Raw genomic sequence first — 19,074 nt, forward strand, 5'->3', positions numbered from 1 at the left:
TGCACTAATTATCTTTTTACTGGAACAACCTGATAATATTCTTCAAGTGTTAGTCCTTCGGAATCTATTTCTTTCGCTATTTCTACACCTACATAACGTAAATGCCATGGTTCATATTTGTAACCTGTAATATCTTCTTTTCCTTCAGGATAACGAATGATGAACCCGTGATTTGCAGCGTTGTTAGCAAGCCATATCGCTTCTACTGTCCCGCCAAAGCAGTCTTCTGCTGCACATTTACCAGTACTACCTGATACATCAATAGCAAGACCTGTTTCATGTTCACTTGTCCCTGGCTCTGCGCTGTACGTCTTAGCTTTCTCATAACCATCACGCTCTACGTAACGTTTGAAAAGTGCTTTTTGAGTTTCATGTGATCGATATGCAGATACTCCAGCCAAATAAATCCCATCAACTTCCGCAGCTTCAAACATTTCTTCAAGAGCAGTAGCTGCAGCTTGACGCATCATACGCTTCTCTATTTTGTCATCAAATGTAAATCGAACATCTGGGTACACTAGATCTTTCGGAGAATAATCTTCAGGAAGCTTATAATTTGGGTTGACCATTACTGCTACACTCTCAGCATCTGTATCCACATTATCAGTTGGACTTGATGTAGGCGATGGTACTGGTTCTTCCTGACCACTACCATTAGTATCATCATTTCCGTCAGTATTTGAAACATTATCATCTTCTTCTCCGTTATTAATAGAAGAGTCATTATTTGGAATATTTTCCTCTTGGTTAGTTCCATCAACTAACTCATTGTTTTGTTCATTCTTATCAGACATTAGAAATATAACAATACCAATCATAGCAGCACATGTGATTAAAAATAAAAATAATTTGAAAACCTTCAAAATATTGCCTCCTTGTGTAGATGCATGATTTCTCGCGATTAACGATGATATCATACGATTAATTATGGTTATTTAACACTATACGGCGTATTAATAGATAATTTGGCGGATTAGTAGTTTTAGTTTTTTTGACAACGCCACGCCGTACAAGCATAATAAGTAAGTATTATACCACCAATGAAGTTCTACTGAAATAACCAGATGAGATGAAAGAATTGGTTTTGTCTATTATTAAGTATTATAGCTCGCTCCTTATCCTTTTCGCTTTAACCCTTGTAATACTTAGTAAGAAATATACTTGGATTATTTTCTTGCTGTTTTATTGCATTTCTTTATGTATGATATGTCTGACCGTCTCGTTTGTATGAATAAACACTATATGGAAAGAAGAATATTTTGGATGAATATCCGTCAGTGTCTACTATTATAAATGGTATGGCGTCATTGTAACATATTTTGCATTTTCACAAGCATTAGTTCAGGTCGATCAGGTATTAGCTGTAAGTAATAGTGTATTCTCACTAACAGATTATTATTTCATACTCATCTTCATTGATATTGTTCTCTTGGCATTCTGCCTTATTCGAAAGAGAAAAGTTCGGAAACATACTTCTTCTTAGTTCTAACTCACCATTAACTTCACATAAAAGTATATATGTTATTTGAAAGGTAGGATGAATTGTGGTAAGCAATATTAAGTCTTTATTTGGTACGCGGCCTTTGTTATTATTTTCATTCATTATGCTATTAAAAAGTTCGTTAGCTTGGATGGTTATTTTTGAAGGAGGAGCGTCTTGGACACTTCTACTTAAAGAGTTACCGTTTGTACTCATTGTTTTTTGTTTAATTGAATGCTTTGCAAAGAAAAGAAAAATGCTATATTACTGGATAGCAAACTTACTAATGACTTCTATATTATTTGCCGTCATTATGTACTATAAGTATTATGGTGTTATTGTAACTTATTTTGCACTAGCACAAGTAAACCAAGTTACAGCGGTCAAGAACAGTGTGTTTTCATTGATGGACCCTTATTTCCTATTCATCTACATTGATGTTGTTATTATGGCTTTCTTCATTTTCATTAAAAGAAAACCACCAGGAGGCGGAACTCCACCAAGTGGAGGAAGTTCATCAGGTCGAGGAAACTCAAACAAACGTAGTATTAGATTTGCCTTACCAATTCTTATCGTTTCACTAGTTGTTTGCCTATTCAATGTTGTACCTAACCGTGCAAGTATGAATGAACTTGTAAAGGCTGAACAAATGGGTATATTAAACTATGAGGCTTATATGATTCTTTCCAGTAAAGACAAGGAATTTGTTGAACCTGAACATATTACACAAGAAGCTATTAATAAAATTAAAAATGTTAATCCTGTAACTGAGCCTTATCTATATGGTACTGCTGAAGGTAAAAATGTCATTATTCTTCAAATGGAGTCATTCCAAAACTTCTTAGTAAACTTAAAAATTGATGGCCAAGAAATTACACCTAATTTCAATAAGTTAGTGAAAGAAAACTATTACTTCAATAAGTTCTATCAGCAAGTAGGACAAGGAAATACATCAGATGCCGAATATGTAGTGAACTCATCACTTTATATTCCTGCTCGTGGAGCAGCGACACAAATGTATGCTGATCGTGAATTACCTAGCTTACCGAAATTGTTAGAGGAGCATAATTATGATACTGCTACTTTCCATACAAACGTAGTGGAGTTCTGGAACCGTGGTGAGTTGTATGAATCACTAGGCTTCAACCATTATTATGATTCTAAATACTTCGGAGAAGAGGATACTGTCTTCTTTGGCGCTTCTGATAATGTACTTTATCGTAAAACTTTAGATAAGTTAGTTGAAATGGATGCTGCAGAAAATCCTTTCTATTCGCAAGTCATTTCGATGACTGCACATCATCCTTATACTTTACCTGAAGATAAACAATTGATTTCGCTACCAGAACGTTTTCAAAATACGCTAGTTGGTAATTATATTGTGGCACAAAACTACGCAGACCATGCACTGGGAGTATTTATTCAAGACTTGAAAGATAAAGGAATTTGGGAAGACAGTTTGATCGTGATGTACGGAGATCATCTTGGTTTGCCAATTTATTCTCTTGATAATCATGAACGCGAACTTATGAACGAAATATATGGTCGTGAGTATGCATACACGGATATGATTAATGTTCCTTTGGTTATCATTAATGAAGGGGTATCCGAAGGTCAAACATTATCACAAATTGGTGGTCAAGTTGATGTATTGCCTACAATAGCTAACTTACTCGGTATTAGTGTTGAATCACAAATTCATTTTGGTCAAGATATTTTCAATCAAACTGAAAATATTTTACCGCAACGTTACTATCTACCTACTGGTTCATTCCTAACGAGTGAAGAACTATTCCTATCAGGTAGTGGTTATGAAGATGGCCGACATTATTCTTTGTCAGGTCATAATGTAGATAATGGTCTAGCAACAGAGTCAGAATTCCAAAGCGCACTCGATCTACTAAAGCTTTCCGATAGCTATGTAAATAGCTTGCCATTAAAAAAATCTGCGGTTAAAGATGAAAAATAATTAAACATTTAAAGGCCTATTGAGCAAAGTATCTAGCTTTGCTCAATAGGCCTTTTTTTATTAGTTACTGAACACTTGTGACTTTACCTTAGCATACCTCGCAACTCAATGTCGCTCAAAATATAATTGATCCTTCAGTAAGAAGTCTTGAACTTCTTGTTCTGAACGGAATAGGGAATAGGCGATCATAAGCTTCGTAAAGGCAGCTTCTATACCTATCTTCTCAAGTAAGACCGCTCCCGCTTCGATAAGAGCTGCTGTAGATGCATACTGTGCCTCTTCTGCCGACTTCACAGGGCAAAGATAGACTGTAATGTTGTCTTTCTTACAACGGGCAATAAACTCTGGTAACGAATATGGACCTTCTGTTAGTGCACACGCAGTTCCTGAATGATATAGATCATGAAGTATCGCAGTCGGACGACGATTAGATGACCACGAGTATAGTTCATAATTCAACCCAGGATATGGCTTCACATATAGAATATCGGTAACTAACGTATCTAATTGCTGTATTTGTTCAAGAATCGGATGAGCTGCTGGTCTAATATCACTTACCGTTAAACTATTAGACTGTTCTGCCATCTGTACGACTCCATCTTCTAATCTACCTAACACCATGTCATATGGGCTACGGAATTGATCAGTAAATGCTTCACATTGCATGATTCTTGAACCTAGATATAATATGCTTTCACTACGATTATTTTCGTATACGACAAAGATACCAGGACTTGCACCTTCTTCAATCCAACGAACAGCATTATTGAAATTACGCAAACCATTGGCACGTTCATCATTAAGATGATAATTACTCGCAATAAGAATAAGTGGCACTGGGATGTCGCTAAGCAAGTAACTTAGCATCGCTGCGGAATACGCTAGTGTATCAGAGCCATGTGTTAATATTATGGCATCTATTGAAGAGTAATCTATCGCACGTAACTGCTCAGCTAAGTTAATCCATTGATCAGCTACTAGATTTTCACTCAAAATATTCAGTGGTTGCATCGTCTCAAAGGTCGACGATGATTTATATTTTTCCTGGAATAGATCGATAATCATATATGAGCCTGCACCATTAACATCAATGCTACTTCCTTGCTTCATACTTCCGATCGTTCCACCTGTAAATACAACCATAATGTTCTTCATCATATATCCCTCTTTACTATTAACAATAATTAATGACATGTCCTATTAGGAACGATATTTTATTTAATAACATACCAACATAATGGTAGCATATCTATACGATATTACAAAGCGACTTAATTATCGCAATTGCTAACAAAAAGATGCCGTATATACATTGAATGTACATACGGCATCTTCTATTTCTACAACAAGTAGCGAGGACTATATCGTTACAGCAACTCCGCCAGCTTGAAGCTGATACATGAGGTAGTACTTTCCTTGCTTATCCATTAGAACATCATGATTGCCACGCTCCACAATTACACCACGATCTAGAACTAATATCTGATCGGCAGCACGAATAGTAGATAAACGATGGGCAATGACGAATGTCGTACGACCACGTTTTAATACATCTAGCGCCGCTTGTATAACAGCCTCTGTCTCTGTATCAATACTAGCAGTTGCTTCGTCAAGAATGAGTATGGCTGGATCATATGCTAGTGCTCTTGCAAATGAGATGAGCTGTCTCTGGCCAGCAGATAACGTACTCCCTTTCTCAACAACCTCCGTGTCGATCCCTTGAGGCAATTGCATAAACATTTCATATGCGCCGACTTCTTTCAGCGCCTGTTCGACACGCTCTCTTGAGATATCAGGATTGTTCAAACTTACATTCGTTGCAATCGTACCTGTAAATAAGAAAGGATCTTGCAATACAATCCCCATATGCTCACGTATTTGTTGTTTGGAATATTGACTAATATCTACACCATCAATAGAAATATGACCCTTCTCGATATCATAGAACCGGAACAAGAGATTCAATATGGAACTTTTGCCCGACCCTGTATGACCGACTAAAGCGACCGTCTCCCCTTGTTTGGCTTCAAAGTCAATATCTTTCAATACGTATTCTTCATCCTTATAGGCAAATGTAACATGATTGAATTTCACATTACCGCGGTAACGAGCCATTTTCTCCTTATCAACATCAATTCCTGGCTCATCCATTAGCTTGAATACTCGCTCCGCAGACACTCTAGCTACTTCGAGATTAGAAAGTTGATTGACGATACCTACGATCGGATTAAACATACGATTCAAATAATCAATATAAGCAAACAGTAAACCTACAGTAATTGCTGCCCCTAATTGACCTTTCCAAAACATAATAATTATGACGATGTAGATAATGTTCCGGAATACGTTTAATAAGTTATGAGACGTTAATGAATTTAAGCTAAGCATTTTTTTCTGATATTTGAAATAATACTGATTCAATTCATCAAATTCTTGCCCCATCGCTTTCTCTTTACGGAACGCTTGAATGATTGACATTCCTTGAATCGATTCATTAATATTACCATTAATCTCACTTAATTTAGCTCTTAAAACGCGGTTGTAGCGCGCTGCGAATTTGCGATACACATATATCCATGCCAATAATGCTGGAATCAATGGCAATGTAATAAGACCCAGTGTCGGATTCAGAACGAATATAGAAATATAAATAGCACTAATATAAATAAATCCTGTACTGAAATTAGCAATTACACCGACATATAGTTCACGAATGGCTTCGGTATCATTCGTTACTCGCGAGACGATTTGCCCTGCTGACAAATGATCGTAATACTTTACAGGTAAACGCTGAGTATGAGCATATACGTCATTACGTAGTTTTTGGACAATCTTATTCGCTGCTGTTTGCAACATAATGCGTTGGAAATAAACGAAGATTGCTGAAATTATTAGTAATGCAAGATAGAATGCTGATAACTTAATAATGTAAGGTATTTCATACTTGTAAAACTGATACACTTCTTCCTTTGTTAATAATACTTTCTCTCCCTCAGGGGAACCTTCTTCTAATAAATAGAACGTTAATCCCTTTTGTTCAAAGTTAATTGCACCATACGTTGTTTCATCGGTAACTCGATCCCCACGGAGTAAGTATTTATTCTGATAGGAAACGGCTTCAGGTGTGTCTTCATCTACATAGTACCAAGTTTGATTAATGCCTGTAATATGATTATCGATCATATTTTTCGCAATAATTGGTCCAACTACTTCCGCACTAACCGCGATAATTAGAAATACTAGTGCAATGATAATATTAGTTTTATAAAGCATCCCGTATTGAAATAATCGCTTTCCCGTCAAGCTTGATTTGCTTGTATCTTGCATTTCTATTGTTTCTTGTTCTATATTGTTACTCATCTATCCAATTCACCTCTCTGACTGCTACGAGCTAAGCTCTAGTTCAATTTGTTGGCGATCATACTGTTCTTTGTACCAGCCTTCTCGCGCTAGTAACTGATCATGTGTTCCCTGTTCAATAACTACACCTTCATCTAATACAATAATCCAATCGGCATGTTGAACTGCAGATAGACGATGCGTCGTAATGATTGTTGTTTTCTGTTGACGCTCAAGTTTGATACCATCAATGATTTCCATCTCAGTCTTCGCATCCACAGCAGATAATGCGTCATCAAGCATAAGAATTTCTGGATTGGCAATTAATGCACGCGCAATGCTTACACGTTGCTTCTGCCCACCAGATAATGCAACTCCACGCTCTCCCACCATCGTATCTAGACCATTTGGTAAGAAGTGAATATCTTTGGCAAATGACGCTCTTTCTAGCGCTTGCTGAAGCTGAGCTTCCGTTGCATGCTCATCACCAAATAGAATATTATCTCGAATAGAACGTGAGAATAAAACAGGTTGCTGCGGTACATATCCCATATAACCTAATGCATCTTCAAGAGATAAATCATCTAATCGATGATTTCCTAGCTTAACCTGACCAGAGCCCATTGGATATTCTCTTAATAGTTGCTTCAAAATTGTTGTTTTACCACTGCCGGTCTTTCCGACAATTCCTAATGTTTGACCTTGCTTAATTGAGATATTTAACTGACTAAGATTAACCTTCTCCGAAGTCGGATATTGGAATTGATAATCTTGGAATTGAACTTTCGAAGGAACATGATTGTCCGCTGTCTTCTCCTTATTAGCTACATCCGCTTCATAATCTAACGTTTCAGATACACGATCTAGTGAAGCATTACCACGCTGCATAATATTGATGAGTTCGCCCATCGCGATCATTGGCCAAATCAACATACCTAGAAACATATTGAAAGTAACTAGCTCACCAAGCGTCAATTCACTGTTGAATACGAGATAAGCACCATATCCAACACCAATTAAGTAACTAAGTCCAACGAGTATTTTCATCGTTGGTTCAAACAACGCTTCAATTTTCACAACTGCTAAATTACGTTGTAACACTTCTAACGTTTTTTTACGGAACTTCTCTTTGCTTGCTTCCTCTTGGACAAATGCTCGGATAACACGTACACCTGAAACGGCTTCTAACACATCATCATTCAATTCACCGAAAGAGTCCTGTGCAGCCATAAACCGTTGGTGAATAATTTTACCAAAAATAGATAATACAACGGCAATAAGCGGAAGAGGCAACAATGCCGCTAGCGTTAATTTCCAACTAATCATGAAACTCATTACAGCGACAATACAAATCATAAAAATAGTTGAATCAAACAACGTTAATATCCCAAAGCCAGCAGTGTTAGACACTGCACCTAAATCATTCGTTGCTCTTGCCATTAGATCACCAGTACGATTACGTTCATAAAATGTAGGCTTCATCCGCAAGAAATGTCCCATTAATTTCGTGCGTAGTATTCTCTCAAGTACGAAAGAGGCACCAAATAATTTGTTAAACCAAACATACGTAATCGCATAACTTACAATCGTAATGACAACCCAAAACACTATCATGAGTTGGAACTCTCGACTTGAGAATAATTGTTGCTGAATACCATCGATGACCTCACCGATTAACCATGGTGGGATCAGATCGAGTATTCCCGTTAGAAATAATAGCCCGATTGCGAGCGTATATCGTTTCCATTCTAATTTAAAAAACCATCTTAGTTTTTTCAGTACACTTAACATCGTGTATATACAACCCCTCATATGCAGTTTTAATACTGTATAGGCACAAAAAAAAGCATGCCTATCGTTCGTAGGCATGCTTCTTCATCCTAGTAAGTGAGCATTTCCGTAATGGCAATAACATCGCTTACTTATATGATAATGAAAAGGCGCATGACTACGATTCGTAATCATGCGCCGTAAATTGCTAAATGAATATAGCTCTATGGGCGCGGATTACGTTATCGTTATTATGAATTCCAACATTGATACCAACTGTAGTAAAATCGATCTTCATGATACGTAACCCCCTTTCCATTTTTTGTGATATGCTAACACAATATCATTGTAAAAACCTAGTTGTCAATTCTTTTTTTAATACACTCCGGTGAATATTTGCTACAACTGTGGGCTAATCGGCAATTACAGTCACTGGCCACATTTCTACATTATGCAATAAATTACTATGTTATGCCGGTAAATTAAACAGCTTCAAATCAAGAATAACGCAAAAAATGCTTCATCATCGATGATGATAAAGCATTTTTATTATGTTCAACTATTTTGAATAAATTTATTATGAAAGGATATTATGCTTTTTGTAATTCGAATTCGATGTTGATTTTAATATCGTCTCCGATTAATACGCCACCAGTTTCTAGAGCAGCATTGTATGTTAGTCCATAATCGCTACGTTTCAATGAACCTGTTGCGCTAAAGCCTGCTTTTTCATTGCCCCAAGGATCAGTTGAAGCACCTTCAAACGTTACTTTGAACGACTCTTCTTTCGTTACACCATGAAGTGTTACGTTACCAACTAATGTATACTCATCAGCACCCGCAGCTTTAATGGATGTCGCTACGAAATTCAAGCTTGGGCTGTTCTCAACATCAAAGAAATCTGCGGATTTCAAGTGATTATCACGATCTTCATTGCGTGTATCAACACTTGCAAGATCAATATTCACTGCAATTGTTGCAGTAGATAGATCATTAAGATCAGCTTCGATATTTGCATCGAAAGTATGGAATAAACCTCTAACCTTTGCAATCATAAGATGTTTAACTGAAAATTCAACTACACTATGCGATGCGTCTAATAACCATTTGGATGTCGTCATAATAAATTCCTCCATTTATATATATTTTATATTTACTTACTTAAATAAAGTTTATAACCTTATGTTATTTCTTGTTCGCAAAATTGTCAACACTTTTTTTGTAAAAAATGCAAGTTGTACAAAAAATTACAGAAAAATTATTTGTACACTAGTTCTTGTTGATCATGATATGAACTGTTTTTTACATCGGTTGATTAACGACAAAATAAATTACCACCTTATTGGATAAGGTGGTAATTCATAAACATAATTCAGATTATATAGAAGACTACAATAATATTTACAATTTATATTTATTTTTAATGATATCAGCAACTTCAAAAGCAGTTAATTTCGTATTGTTAATTTTGATGTAATTTTTCCGTCTAATTTCTCCCTCGTACGAGTTCAATCGATGTAACTCCATCGTCCGTTTTAACTCCTGTTCAGAGCGAGCAATATCTCTCTTTGTTGGTTTATGTTCAAGTCTATGAGGAGTTTTGTTACGCTCGATTCGCTCCTCAAGGTCGGCTTCAAGCTCCACTAAAAAAACTTCACCGTCTTTATCCTCAAATATTTTACAAACTTTATCGACATAATCCCAATCAGTCTGCAAATCGAAACCCCATACATAAGTGAATATCATTCCATACATATCACTGGTAGCAGCTACTTCAAAAATGTCTTGGCGAAATTTATTCACTAATCCCCACATTTCACTACTAAAACCAAAATAGGGAGCCAACATTTCAATCGTAGTATGGTTGTGAAATAATTTTAATTCAGTTAACTTTTCCAGTTCATGTCCCACTGTCATTTTACCTACTGCCTGCGGACCAAATATAATAACAAACTTCACGACATTACCCCCTTGGAATATATTTGAATATAGCATCACAGCTGATATAAGGAAGATTACCATAACTTCTTACACGTAATCTTGCAGATACATTCTAAATATAACTAATATTTAGCATTTCATACAATAATCTAATAATTAATTCGTTGTTAACCTATTGTCAATGTGATCACTGTTAATTTATACTTAAGCACTAGGAATTAAGAAGGATTTTGTCGAAATTTGTCTAATTAGTATAATTAATATAGAATACAAATGCGTAATGGAGGGATCTGCATGTCTATCCGTTCAAAGCTATCATTTTCCATCTCTCTTATTGTGCTTTTCATACTTGTATTGAATGTTGTATTTTCGCAAATTAATGCTATTCGAGTTCAAGAAAACAATGTTGAACAACAAGTAGTAACCATTGCCAACCAACTTGCCATTACAATTAATTTAATTGATTCTACAAATCGCAGTATTGAACAAGAACTTGCAAAGCGATTGAAATCATCAGCACAAACGGTAGAGGAAATACTTGACCCTGATATTGCGAATGTAACGACAGAACAACTAGAAGAATTAAAAAAACGGCTAGATCTTGATGATATTACACTTTGGATTAAGGAAGAAGAAGAATTAGTAAGTGTACGTTCATCTAATCCTAATGAAGTTAATTTACGATCTAAATCATGGGATTATTGGGATGTAGCTTTAAAAGATGTAATAAATTTACGTCCTGTCACGGTCGCTCAAGGAGAACGATCTACTAATTTCTATGCAGGGCCTATTAATTTTGCAGTAACCGATCCTTCAAAAGTTAATAAATGGGGATATTACTATACTGGCAAAACCAATTACATGATTAATACGATGTTAAATACGGATAAATCTTTCACCCACGGATATATCGGCGGAACCGATCGCGTAATAGCTCAGTTATTGGCTGAAAACGATGCGATATTAGAAATAACTGCCTTTAATCCAACTTTCTTTGGAAAAGAAAAAATAATTAAGTTAAAACAAGGCAAGCCTGTTTACAATTTAGACGTACGTGATGTTTCATTCGGTTCTTATAATTTTGCAAATATAAAGTCTGACATTGAATCCGTACATCTTGCCTTAAACGAAGATAAGTTTGTTACTTCCGATTTCAAATTTGGCGGTTCTTCACTAACACGAACTTTTATCCCAATAGAAGATTTTGAACCTTACGTTATTGGAATTGTCATTGACAAGAATACATTGATGGCCGACACACATAAGCAGTTAATTGATCATATTATTATTGCAATTATTCTTCTACTTATCGCTATAGTGGGAAGTTATATTATTGCGGAGTTACTTACTTCTCCATTAACTAAAATAATGTTCAAAGTAAATGCAATTTCCATGAACCAGTTCCATACTTCACTTGTCCATAATAGCTCTGATGAGTTTGGACTGCTAGCTAGTCAAGTGAATACGATGGGTAATAACTTGTCACGCTATACGAATGAATTAAAACAAACAAATATTGAGTTAACGAATACAAAACAATATCTTGAGTCTTTTTTCAAACATACAACAGATGCTGTTCATATTGCTGATTTGAATAACATAATTATGCAGGTCAACGATGCCTTTGAAAATATGTTTGAATGGAACAGTGATGAACTAGTGGGACATCCGCTTTCTAACCTTTCATTACAAGATCGAGTGAGTTATGAACAGTTAATTGAACAGGTCATTGAAGGCAATGCCGTAACGAGCTATGAAACTATTATGTATACGAAATCTAATTTTCCGATTGATGTCAGTATGTCACTGTCTGGGATTCGCGATGAGAATGGGCTAATTATAGCGATAGCATCGATTACACGTAATATTACTGCTCGTAAGCAAACGGAAGAGTTACTTCTTAAAAACGAGAAACTTTCAGCTATCGGACAGCTAGCCGCGAGTATTGCTCATGAAATTAGAAATCCACTTACGACTGTTCAAGGATTTTTGAAAATCAATTATAAAAAAGGACTATTGCCTGAAAATCATATGGATCTTGTCATGAAAGAAATTGATCATATGAATCATATCGTCGGTCAGTTTCTAGTCATGTCAAAACCTCAAATTAGCAATTTACAACCTACCAATATTGTGCAACTAATTAATGATATTTTACTGTTAATGACTTCATCAGGAACGATGGAGCATGTAACTGTAAAGTCACGTATTGATGAGGACGTTCCGCTAATTAATGGTGTGGAAGGCAATCTGAAACAGATGTTCGTCAACCTTATTAAAAACAGCGTAGAAGCAATGAGTGAAGATGGTATTCTGGAGATCGGCATTTGTAAACAAGATCAACATGTACAGATTACGATAACCGATAATGGAGTAGGCGTATCAGAAGAATCATTAAACCATCTCTTTGAACCTTTCTATACTAATAAAAAAGATGGTAATGGTTTAGGATTGCTTGTCTCACAACAAATCATTGCAAATCATCAAGGCACAATTACCTTTACAAGCAAAGTAGGAGTTGGTACTACAGCAACGATTGTGCTACCAGCGTTAAAATTGTAATAATATCCCGCTATGTCAGTATTAAAATTGAGGCAAATTATGCTTTTCTGTTTGTCTCTTTACTTTATCTATAAATAAGACCATTTGACTTGTAATGAAAATAAGAGAATAATAAGTATTATCGGGTTCAATTATGAATCGAATTTAAGTCAGATAAGCTTTCAAAGTTAATATTATCTAACAAGTTATGCACCGAAAGCATGAACAGTTGTAGGAGGAATACACATGAGTATTGTGAAAAATTTTATGGAGTTCAATAAGACATTCGTAGAGGACAAAGAGTATGAAAAATACTTAACGGACAAGTATCCTGAGAAAAAAATTGCGATTTTGACATGCATGGATACAAGACTAATGGAACTATTACCAAAAGCCTTAAATCTTCGCAATGGCGATGCCAAATTCATCAAAAATGCTGGTGCAGTATTAACGCAACCTTTTGGTTCAGCTATGCGCAGTATTCTTGTTGCGGTATATGAATTACATGCAGAGGAAGTTGTCGTTATCGGACACCATGGTTGCGGTATGACAAATCTCGATAGTAAGGGCTTAGTTAATAAAATTGTTGAACAAGGCGGAGTAGATCCGTTAGTAATAGAAACGCTGGAACGTTCAGGTATTCGTATGGAGAAGTTTTTACGCGGCTTCACTGCTCCCGAGCACGGCGTTATGCATAGTGTAAAAATGATTCGCAATCATCCATTATTCCCTAAAGCTGTACCAGTACACGGCTTTATTATGGACCCAGAGACAGGCAAGCTTGAATTACTAGTAGAAGATTATCGTGAATAGATGAATTGAATAACAAGGCATTCTCGTGCTTTTCAGGCATATCTTATAACCTGATTAACATGAGAATGCCTTTTTTATTTTTATGCTATTGCTTTCTAATCATCGTCTGAACTTTTGTTAAGCGTTGTTGAGCTGAATCTTGATTCATACTTATTGCAGCTTTTACACCATCACCGGCCGCAATAACTGCTTGAGCTGGTGATATATGGGCCATATCCCCTGCTACATAGACACCTTGAGCGCTAGTTCTCCCTTTACCATCTTGCCATATCCCGCCCTGGTCTGTTAATTTACAACCTAGTTGCGAGGCTAATGTTCCGGCATGTCTCCAATAAGTTGAGACAAATCCGCCCGTACAGTTAACTTTGCTACCATCCTTAAGTAATACTCCTTGCAATTTCCCTTTTTGCCCAACTAATTGAACGATTGGTTGTTCGTAAATTGAAATATCCATCGCCTTCAAGATGTCTTTTTCTGAGGTCGTTAATTTGTATTTTCCATTCGTAAATACAAATATTCGTTTGCTCCACTGTTGCAGTGTCACTGCAAGAGAAATTACATTATTAGCTTCTGTGAATACAGCTAACGCCTGATCTCGTAATTCATAACCATCGCAATAAGGGCAACTGAACACTGAACTCCCGTAAAAGCGGGAAATGTTGCGAATTGGTGGTAATGATTCTTGCAATCCTGTAGCAAGTAATATTTTATTCACTTGAAATTTCTTGCCTTGAGATGTTGTTATCGTAAATGTTCCATTATTGCTACGCTTAATTTCAGTAATCGTCGCTTGATACTGCTTCACATGTTTGAATTGCTCCAATTCTTGCTGTGCTAATTTGCGAAATTTGAGAGGGGACATCCCCTCGCGTGTAATAAAGCCATGCATCGCTTCTGTTACAGCATTACGAGGTTTGGCATTGTCAAAGAGATAAACTTTATGTCTAGACCGAGCAAGCAATAACGCGGCATTTAATCCAGCTGGTCCACCACCAATGACAGCACATATCATCCCGATCACATCCTAATCTTTGTTAACACATCATATGTTGTAAATTGGGTAGGCATGCTTTACGTTTCGTTAAGAAACAATAATTAATTTAGCAGCAGAGTAAATAATACGTGAAGTAGGTACACTGTTTGAGTTAATGGGATGTGGAGTAAGGCGTGCTGAAGTGACTACTAGGCTTCATTTTTGAGGTTTATTGTGGGGTTCGGCGTGCCGAAGGGACTATTAGGCTTCATTTTTTAGGTCTATTATCGGATTCGGCATGCCGAAGAGACTTTTGGACATCATTTTTGAGGTTTATTGTAATCATGCTTATTCATACATTGACTTAGTCGCAAAAAGAGGATACTCCTTCAGTCATTACGCAAATGACCTTTGGAATATCCCCTCATGATGCGCTTACTGTAGTAAGCACATCAACTGATGTTTATGATTTGAATTGAGCTTCATACCATACTTTCGCTGCTTCAACCTCTGTACGAGATAGTTGGTGACCATGACGTTCCCAATGAATTTGCACATCAGCGCCAGCTTCACTTAGTAATGATTTTAGCTCATTCGACTCAGCTGGTGTACAAATCGGATCGTTCTCACCTGCTCCAATAAAGCAAGCTACGCCAGTAAGCTTCGGCAATTCGATACTGCGAAGTGGCACCATCGGATGGTGCATAATTGCTCCTTGCAAAACATCAGCATAATGGAACAACATACTCGCTGCAATATTTGCACCATTAGAATATCCCAGTGCTACTACTTTGTTGCGATCAAAGCCATATTGAACAGCTGCATCGTCGATAAATTGCTTAAGTTCTTGAGTACGGAAAATAAGATCTGGTTCATCAAACACTCCCTCAGCAAGACGACGGAAGAAACGTGGCATACCATTTTCAAGGATGTTACCTCTTACACTAAGTATTGCTGCACCCGGATCTACAGTACGTGCAAGTGGGATTAGATCATTCTCATCTCCACCAGTACCATGCAATAGCAAAAGCACTTGACCATCTTTTTCAGTTCCCGCTTCATAAATATGTTTCATTACAATTCCCTCCACTTTTTAATATTACATTCATTGTCCCTTTAAGCCTTAAATTACATTCATCACAATGATATCTCAGCATTAAGATATGAGAGATTAAGCTACAAGGAACTACCCCTTATAACTTTCTTCTGCAAATTTCCCGAGTTTTTTTAGTAAACTCGTAGCTTGACGCTGTTCTTCTACTGTTAATCCTGCCACAGCATCATGAATAACACACCCATGAGTCGGAAACACTTCCTCAATAAACTCCGAACCTGCATCTGTCACTTCTGCATAGATTAAGCGACGATCTTCTGTGGATACTCTACGTCGTACCAGCTGCTTTTTTTCTAATTTGTCGATGACGTACGTAATATTACCGCTACTCATCAATACTTTATTGCCAATTTGTTGTAATGGTTGTGGGCCTTTATGATACAGTAATTCTAATACTCCGAACTCCGTACGATTCAAGCCATGCGCTCTAATATCACGATCTCCATGGGAACTTACCCATTGGTTAGCACGTGATAATGCAATATATAGTTCTAAAGCATCTTCCACTTGTTCATAACGCTTTGTTTCGCTCATCGTTATGCCCCTTTTCAAATTATCTTAATTTTAAGATAACATGTTAACGAATCGATGTCAATCATCCTAGTTAGCATATGATACCAAGTAATCCATCACTTGTTAACTTGACTTATTCAATATTAATAAGTATGCTATTATAAATTATATATTAAACAGCAAGGAAGAGAAATAGTAGTCTAAATTTGCATGTCTTTAGCGAGCCGATAACTGGTGAAAAGTTCGGCACATGCCTGTAGATGAATGGGTCTCTTCGCCTCAACCCGAACATGCACATCGTTTTAGAGATGATTGGCATTAGTAGGCATTGACGGAGCTCACCGTTATTGAGCTATCAAGTGCGATTGTATAATCGAATTTGGGTGGTACCGCGGAGTATAACGCTTCGTCCCTTATGTTTTAAGGGGCGGAGCTTTTTTTGTTTTTAAATTAAAGAGAAGGTAGGGTGTTTGTATATGAAACGTATTTTATCTGGTATTAAACCTAGTGGGGAACTTAATATTGGCGGTTATTCTGGCGCTTTAAGCCAATTCGTTCTTAACCAAGAACAATTCGATTGCTTCTACTTCATTCCTGATCTACACGCGATTACCGTATATCAAGATCCAAAAGAACTTCGTCAACGATCTCGTGAATTGGCTGCTCTTTATGTTGCTGCAGGAATTGACCCTAAGCGTTCAGCAATCTTTCTACAATCTCAAGTATCAGCACATGCTGAGCTTGGATGGTTAATGGAGACACAAGCTCACTTTGGTGAACTTAGCCGTATGACGCAATTCAAAGATAAATCCGATGGTAAAGACGTAGTAAGTTCTGCACTATTCACTTATCCAGCACTAATGGCCGCTGATATTTTATTATATCAAGCGACTCATGTTCCAGTAGGTGACGATCAGAAGCAACATGTTGAGTTAACGCGTGACTTAGCTAATCGTTTCAACAATCGTTATGGTGAAACATTCATCGTTCCTGAACCAATTATTCAAGAAACTGGCGCTCGTATTATGGGACTAGACGATCCTTCCAGTAAAATGAGCAAATCTAATCCGAATATAAGTAGCTACATTCTTATGCTAGATGAGCCTGCTGTTATACGCAAAAAATTCTCACGTGCTGTAACAGACTCCGATATGTCTGTTCGCTATGACTGGGAGAATAAGCCTGCTGTAAGTAACTTAATCGAAATCTATTCTGTATTCTCTGGTATGGATATTCCAGCGGTTGAGAAACATTTCGAAGGTCAAGGCTATGGTAACTTCAAGAAAGAAATTGCTGAAGTTGTTATTAGTAAACTTGAGCCGATTCAACAAAAATTCCATGATATCGTCAACTCTGCTGAGCTTGACGCCATCCTTCGTGATGGAGCAGAGCGTGCATCTGCAGTAGCAAATGAGACACTTACTAAAGCGAAACAAAACATGGGCTTCCTTGTATTGTAATCGAGGATTTTAACAGTACATCTACTTAAGCATCATAAATAGGCTCGCTCGAAAGTAAATTACTTTCAAGCGAGCCTATTATTGTTTTCAACTATTAATTGTTCGATGCTTTATCTAGCTGCTTGCTTCGTAATTGTCCACATGCTGCATCGATATCAGCACCATGCTCCAGACGAACACTAACGCTAATTCCTTGCTTCTTCAACACATCGTAGAAAGCTCGAATATCATCTTGCTCACTGCGTTGATACTGACTATGCTCATCTACTGGGTTATATGGAATTAAGTTCACATTCACTAAATCTTTACGTGGCATCATTAATTCAGCAAGTTCAAGCGCATGTTCTGGCTGATCATTTACATGTTTCAACAGTATATATTCAATCGTTGCACGGCGATTAGAATTATTCAAGTAATAATCAATCGCAGGCATTAGCTTCTCTAGTGGATAAGCCTTATTGATCTTCATAATGCGTGAGCGAAGCTCATTGTTCGGCGCATGTAGAGAGATCGCTAAGTTAACACCTAGATCACTGTCTGTAAATTCTTTAAACTTATTCACAATACCACTTGTCGATACTGTAATATGACGTGGGCCAATCGCAAGACCATTATGATCCTTCACTGTACGAACGAAATTAGACATGTGTATGAAGTTATCGAATGGCTCACCAATCCCCATTACAACGATATGGCTAACTTTCTCATTTTTAGCATGACCATCTAAGAAAAATTGAACTTGCATTATTTGCTCGGTAATTTCCGCACTCGTTAGATCGCGGCTTTTTGCAATTAATCCACTCGCACAGAAACTACAACCGATATTACAACCTACTTGAGTCGTCACACAAACCGATAGACCGAACTTATGGCGCATAAGCACCGTTTCGATCAGATTACCATCAGCAAGTTGGAACAGAAATTTCACCGTACCATCTTGTGATTGTTGACGTGTATGCTCAGTTAACGTCTCAAATATGAAATGCTGTTCTAGCAGTTCTACTGTCGCACTGTTCACTTCTGTCATGTCTGCAAACGAACGAACACGATTTCGATACAATGCACGCCATACATGAAGGGCACGAGAACGCTTATGACCACGTTCTTCTAGCCACTCCACTAATTGGTCAAATGTTAATCCATATATTGATACTTTCATCT

Annotated in this window: 14 protein-coding genes and 1 other annotated feature; of the genes, 4 read left to right on the forward strand and 10 right to left on the reverse strand. The window is 37.0% G+C overall.

The window, feature by feature from the left end:
• Nucleotides 1-8 precede the first annotated feature (8 nt).
• Nucleotides 9-863, reverse strand: coding sequence for a M15 family metallopeptidase (locus tag NAG76_04825; protein ID URN95572.1), 855 nt, complete (start codon nt 861-863; stop codon nt 9-11).
• A gap of 741 nt (nt 864-1,604) precedes the next feature.
• Here NAG76_04825 and NAG76_04830 point away from each other — a divergent pair.
• Nucleotides 1,605-3,449 carry an LTA synthase family protein gene (locus NAG76_04830; GenBank protein ID URN96767.1) on the forward strand — a complete coding sequence of 615 codons (1,845 nt, stop codon included), beginning with the start codon at nt 1,605-1,607 and terminating at the stop codon, nt 3,447-3,449.
• A 105-nt stretch (nt 3,450-3,554) separates the two neighbouring features.
• Here the strand turns inward: NAG76_04830 and NAG76_04835 are convergent, their stop codons facing one another.
• From NAG76_04835 to NAG76_04855, 5 genes are all read right to left on the reverse strand, one after another.
• Complete coding sequence (locus NAG76_04835) at nt 3,555-4,604, reverse strand: asparaginase (protein URN95573.1); 1,050 nt, start codon at nt 4,602-4,604, stop codon at nt 3,555-3,557.
• 204 nt (nt 4,605-4,808) lie between these two features.
• Nucleotides 4,809-6,776: an ABC transporter ATP-binding protein/permease gene (locus NAG76_04840; protein ID URN96768.1), complete on the reverse strand. Its 1,968-nt coding sequence runs from the start codon at nt 6,774-6,776 to the stop codon at nt 4,809-4,811.
• A 57-nt stretch (nt 6,777-6,833) separates the two neighbouring features.
• Entirely contained in the window at nt 6,834-8,579 is a 1,746-nt protein-coding gene (locus tag NAG76_04845) for an ABC transporter transmembrane domain-containing protein (GenBank protein URN95574.1), read from the reverse strand.
• Nucleotides 8,580-9,148: 569 nt separating this feature from the next.
• Entirely contained in the window at nt 9,149-9,679 is a 531-nt protein-coding gene (locus NAG76_04850; protein URN95575.1) for a YceI family protein, read from the reverse strand.
• Between the two features lie 280 nt (nt 9,680-9,959).
• Nucleotides 9,960-10,517 carry an AAA family ATPase gene (locus NAG76_04855; protein URN95576.1) on the reverse strand — a complete coding sequence of 186 codons (558 nt, stop codon included), beginning with the start codon at nt 10,515-10,517 and terminating at the stop codon, nt 9,960-9,962.
• A 276-nt stretch (nt 10,518-10,793) separates the two neighbouring features.
• On the opposite strand from NAG76_04855, the gene NAG76_04860 reads away from it, so the two are divergent.
• A complete protein-coding gene (locus NAG76_04860) occupies nt 10,794-13,061 on the forward strand; it encodes an ATP-binding protein (GenBank protein URN95577.1) in 2,268 nt (755 codons plus the stop codon).
• 225 nt (nt 13,062-13,286) lie between these two features.
• A complete protein-coding gene (locus NAG76_04865) occupies nt 13,287-13,853 on the forward strand; it encodes a carbonic anhydrase (protein ID URN95578.1) in 567 nt (188 codons plus the stop codon).
• 85 nt (nt 13,854-13,938) lie between these two features.
• Here NAG76_04865 and NAG76_04870 read toward each other — a convergent pair whose 3' ends face one another.
• The 3 genes from NAG76_04870 to NAG76_04880 form a co-directional block, all read right to left on the reverse strand.
• Nucleotides 13,939-14,865, reverse strand: coding sequence for an NAD(P)/FAD-dependent oxidoreductase (locus tag NAG76_04870; protein ID URN95579.1), 927 nt, complete (start codon nt 14,863-14,865; stop codon nt 13,939-13,941).
• A 424-nt stretch (nt 14,866-15,289) separates the two neighbouring features.
• Entirely contained in the window at nt 15,290-15,901 is a 612-nt protein-coding gene (locus NAG76_04875) for an alpha/beta hydrolase (protein ID URN95580.1), read from the reverse strand.
• Nucleotides 15,902-16,012: 111 nt separating this feature from the next.
• Nucleotides 16,013-16,474 (reverse strand): MarR family transcriptional regulator, encoded by a 462-nt coding sequence (locus NAG76_04880; GenBank protein URN95581.1) that lies wholly within the window; start codon nt 16,472-16,474, stop codon nt 16,013-16,015.
• A gap of 152 nt (nt 16,475-16,626) precedes the next feature.
• Nucleotides 16,627-16,870 (forward strand) — a binding site (T-box leader).
• 59 nt (nt 16,871-16,929) lie between these two features.
• Here NAG76_04880 and trpS point away from each other — a divergent pair.
• Nucleotides 16,930-17,913 (forward strand): tryptophan--tRNA ligase, encoded by a 984-nt coding sequence (gene trpS, locus NAG76_04885; GenBank protein URN95582.1) that lies wholly within the window; start codon nt 16,930-16,932, stop codon nt 17,911-17,913.
• A gap of 94 nt (nt 17,914-18,007) precedes the next feature.
• Here trpS and rlmN read toward each other — a convergent pair whose 3' ends face one another.
• Nucleotides 18,008-19,072 (reverse strand): 23S rRNA (adenine(2503)-C(2))-methyltransferase RlmN, encoded by a 1,065-nt coding sequence (gene rlmN, locus NAG76_04890; protein URN95583.1) that lies wholly within the window; start codon nt 19,070-19,072, stop codon nt 18,008-18,010.
• Nucleotides 19,073-19,074: the final 2 nt, after the last annotated feature.

The sequence above is a fragment of the Candidatus Pristimantibacillus lignocellulolyticus genome (assembly GCA_023639215.1).
Classification (GTDB): domain Bacteria; phylum Bacillota; class Bacilli; order Paenibacillales; family Paenibacillaceae; genus Pristimantibacillus; species Pristimantibacillus lignocellulolyticus.

Coding starts and splice junctions, on each gene's coding strand:
- NAG76_04830 (URN96767.1), top strand. CDS start 1,605: ATGCTATTAAAAAGTTCGTTAGCTTGGATGGTTATTTTTGAAGGAGGA.
- rlmN (URN95583.1), bottom strand. CDS start 19,072: ATGAAAGTATCAATATATGGATTAACATTTGACCAATTAGTGGAGTGG.
- NAG76_04835 (URN95573.1), bottom strand. CDS start 4,604: ATGAAGAACATTATGGTTGTATTTACAGGTGGAACGATCGGAAGTATG.
- NAG76_04870 (URN95579.1), bottom strand. CDS start 14,865: ATGATATGTGCTGTCATTGGTGGTGGACCAGCTGGATTAAATGCCGCG.
- NAG76_04880 (URN95581.1), bottom strand. CDS start 16,474: ATGAGCGAAACAAAGCGTTATGAACAAGTGGAAGATGCTTTAGAACTA.
- NAG76_04875 (URN95580.1), bottom strand. CDS start 15,901: ATGAAACATATTTATGAAGCGGGAACTGAAAAAGATGGTCAAGTGCTT.
- NAG76_04860 (URN95577.1), top strand. CDS start 10,794: ATGTCTATCCGTTCAAAGCTATCATTTTCCATCTCTCTTATTGTGCTT.
- NAG76_04845 (URN95574.1), bottom strand. CDS start 8,579: ATGTTAAGTGTACTGAAAAAACTAAGATGGTTTTTTAAATTAGAATGG.
- trpS (URN95582.1), top strand. CDS start 16,930: ATGAAACGTATTTTATCTGGTATTAAACCTAGTGGGGAACTTAATATT.
- NAG76_04840 (URN96768.1), bottom strand. CDS start 6,776: ATGCAAGATACAAGCAAATCAAGCTTGACGGGAAAGCGATTATTTCAA.
- NAG76_04850 (URN95575.1), bottom strand. CDS start 9,679: ATGACGACATCCAAATGGTTATTAGACGCATCGCATAGTGTAGTTGAA.
- NAG76_04865 (URN95578.1), top strand. CDS start 13,287: ATGAGTATTGTGAAAAATTTTATGGAGTTCAATAAGACATTCGTAGAG.